We start from the raw sequence: 2,829 nt of genomic DNA, 5'->3' as shown, positions 1-2,829 counted from the left end.
CTCCCTGAACAGGAATGGTGGTCGACTAATGAATCCAGCGACGCGGCGGGGACCCGCCAACCGCTCGGCGCAAAGGCGCGGCCCGATGTCAGGCGCCGCGAGATCCGGGAGGGCCCGCGGCGTGGAAAATCTCAGCGTGGGCAAAGCCGGCGGGACGCGCGAAGGCGCGGCACCGATGGCGTACCCACCATTTCAAGCGCGTAGGATGGGTTGAGCCCTTTGCGAAACCCATCATCTGCTGGTCGAAACGGGTAGGTATCGCGTCGCTCTACGCATCTTAGAGGAGCGATTCCATGAAACCTATCATTTCCATGCTCTCGGTCCTCATCCTGAGGAGAAAGCCTTGCCCGGAGGGCGAAGGCCTGCGTCTCGAAGGATGTTAGCTTGCACGGTGTCAAATGTTCTGCGACGCGCAGACGGAAAGCGCAACCCGCCATCTCGGCGATCATGGTGGCGAATCAGGATACGAGCTGCATGGTTGGTGCGCCATACTGGCCGGTTGAACCACGCTCACTGAACCGGTAACTTGCGTCTGACCTGCTGTTCGGAATCAATCTATCAGACCAGAGCAAGAAGGTGGAGATGGCGATCGATCCCGTTCGGCTAAGCAAATTCCTGAGCTTCGTTCTGCGCCACCAGCCTGATGCCATCGGCCTCGTACTGGATCCGCAAGGTTGGGCCAGCATGAGCGAACTGATCGAAAAGGGCAATGCTTCCGGGGTGCAGTTCGACCGCGAAGACCTGCTGCGTGTGGCCGCGGCCAGCGATAAGAAACGGTTTTCGATTTCAAGCGACGGGCTATGCATTCGCGCCGCGCAGGGACACTCACTATCGGTAGAGCTTGGCTTGTTGCCACGAGAGCCACCGCCGGTGCTGTTCCACGGCACCGCAACGCGGTTCGTCGGATTGATCCTGTCGGATGGGTTGAAGCCGGGGGCACGCCAGCACGTGCATCTGTCCCTCGACGAAACGACAGCGCGGCAGGTCGGCCGGCGACATGGCAAGCCTTACATCTTCCAGGTCAATGCCCTTGCCATGCATAGCAAGGGCTTCCAGTTCTATCGCGCAGACAACGGGGTGTGGTTGACCGATCATGTGCCGCCGGAATTCCTGGCGCCATCTTCGATCATGACAGACTCCGCGACGACCTCAAGGCAGCCGAAATTATCGACGTAGATAATGAAGTGGCGCATGACCCATTGATCCCGCGCCGTCAGCACTGATGCGAGTCGCAGCTCCTTCACCCAGTCGGACGGTTGCACTTCGCACACCGTGTCAAAGGTGTCGGCGACATGCCAAGCGGTGCAGTACACTTCTCCGCGCTGTCGGAACGCACGATCCTTCACGAACCGAAGACTGGTCGATAGCCTCTGGCCGTCGTCATCAAAATCCATCGACAGCCGCAAATCCCCGCCGTCAGTGCGCAAATTCGGGCCACGAATGATTGCCGACGATGGTAATGGCAGCTGTAGAACCTTGATCTTTTGCATCATTGAGCACCTGAACGGCGGACAGTATCGAATGGGGCACCACGGTTACGACCGATCTGCCCATTGAGCAGGTCTTCAAACAACTGATTACCGGTCCGATTGACCCCGTTCCAGAGTGAACGCGGGATACCCGCCGCTTCGAGCGATTGGGCCGACCGCGTATTCAAGATGATCGTCTGGCCGTTCCGCACGATATAGTTGATCTCGACATCCGCCGGATTGATCGTACCAGACTTGAGGTCCGCAGCCACGTTGTCAACGCTCATGCTCGCGAACTTGCCTTTGGGGTGGAACATGGGGTTGTAGGTCTTCTGTGCAAACTTCGCGTCTGCCGCCACGCCACCCCCCGCCGATGTGTGCGCCGAATCGGCGATGGCATTGGCGGCCGCGGTCGTTCTGGCCGGCGAAACGAGTGCCCCGACCGCGCGGCCAGTCGCCGGCAGAGCCGCTCCGAAAATGCCGCCATATAAGGCTCCGCGCGCGATGTCTTGGCCGCGCGCGGCGGCATCGGCGCCCCCGAGCGTGGCACCGGCAGTGGTGGAGCGTCCCACCATGCCGGGAAGCGTGGCGCCGACGCTGAAGGTCCAGGGTGCCGCCGCCATCGCGGGCGCCATGGAGGCGATGCCGCGGTCAGTTTGGCCGCGGTGTCGACAACCGGATGCTCGGTCGAAAAGCGCTGGTCGGCGCCTTGCTGGTCGCGCAACGCACGGGCGTAACGCTCGCCAAAGGTCGGCTCGGACAGTTGGTCTTTCGGCTCAAACAAAGGATTGAGCACAGGGGCGAGCGCGGCGTTGGTCGCGGCATCGATCTTGTTGAGCAGCCCGCCGACAATCGGAACGCCCGTCGCCGTCGAGCGCACGATGTCGTTGAACATGCGTCCCGGCTGCGGACTGTTTGTGCTGGGATCGAATGGCCGATCCCCTGGAGGCGGACCGCTATTCTGGTTTGGACCGTTCGAGATCCCTGGAGCGGGCGTCGCCGGTTGCTGCGCTGGCGCGAACGGAACAGGCGACTGCCAACCGAGCGGACTTGCCTGTTGCGGCGGCGCTGCCTGGGTCACATCGTTTGCCGGCGGGAAGATCGGCGGCGCGCTGCCCCATGGATTGCCTGGCGACAGCGGCGGTGATTGCGTCGCCGGCGGCGTCGGAGCTTGCGCGGCCTTGTCGTTGATGGTCGGAAAGATCGGGGACGAAAGCCACCACGGGTAGCCAAGCTGTGGCAGCGGCGCGGGCGGCGGCGCCGGAAAGATCGGTGGCGCCCAGGGGTTATACCAGGCGTTCTTCAACTCTACGTCGGACATGGCGCTAGCGTCTCGCCTCGCCGGCACGGTCCTCATCGA

Annotated in this window: 3 protein-coding genes; 1 reads left to right on the top strand and 2 read right to left on the bottom strand. The window is 62.3% G+C overall.

Going from position 1 to position 2,829, the window contains the following annotated elements:
- Positions 1-582: 582 nt before the first annotated feature.
- On the top strand, positions 583-1,176 hold the full coding sequence (locus ABSG20_RS33935; protein WP_423868805.1) for an RNA 2'-phosphotransferase: 594 nt from the start codon (positions 583-585) through the stop codon (positions 1,174-1,176).
- On the opposite strand, the gene ABSG20_RS33930 is transcribed toward ABSG20_RS33935, so the two are convergent.
- Positions 1,092-1,490 carry a hypothetical protein gene (locus tag ABSG20_RS33930; RefSeq protein WP_423868804.1) on the bottom strand — a complete coding sequence of 133 codons (399 nt, stop codon included), beginning with the start codon at positions 1,488-1,490 and terminating at the stop codon, positions 1,092-1,094. The genes ABSG20_RS33935 and ABSG20_RS33930 overlap by 85 nt on opposite strands.
- A complete protein-coding gene (locus ABSG20_RS33925) occupies positions 1,490-2,104 on the bottom strand; it encodes a hypothetical protein (protein WP_423868803.1) in 615 nt (204 codons plus the stop codon). The genes ABSG20_RS33930 and ABSG20_RS33925 overlap by 1 nt, the downstream gene beginning before the upstream one ends.
- Between the last annotated feature and the right edge of the window lie 725 nt (positions 2,105-2,829).

The sequence above is a fragment of the Bradyrhizobium sp. genome (genome assembly GCF_049512235.1).
GTDB lineage: Bacteria > Pseudomonadota > Alphaproteobacteria > Rhizobiales > Xanthobacteraceae > Bradyrhizobium.
Note: the sequence above shows the minus strand (reverse complement) of the source record. Positions and strands in the feature narration are given on the sequence as shown.

Bases quoted from the DNA above. Each gene is read 5' to 3' on its own strand.
- ABSG20_RS33935 (WP_423868805.1), top strand. From the start codon at position 583: ATGGCGATCGATCCCGTTCGGCTAAGCAAATTCCTGAGCTTCGTTCTG.
- ABSG20_RS33930 (WP_423868804.1), bottom strand. From the start codon at position 1,490: ATGCAAAAGATCAAGGTTCTACAGCTGCCATTACCATCGTCGGCAATC.
- ABSG20_RS33925 (WP_423868803.1), bottom strand. From the start codon at position 2,104: ATGGCGCCCGCGATGGCGGCGGCACCCTGGACCTTCAGCGTCGGCGCC.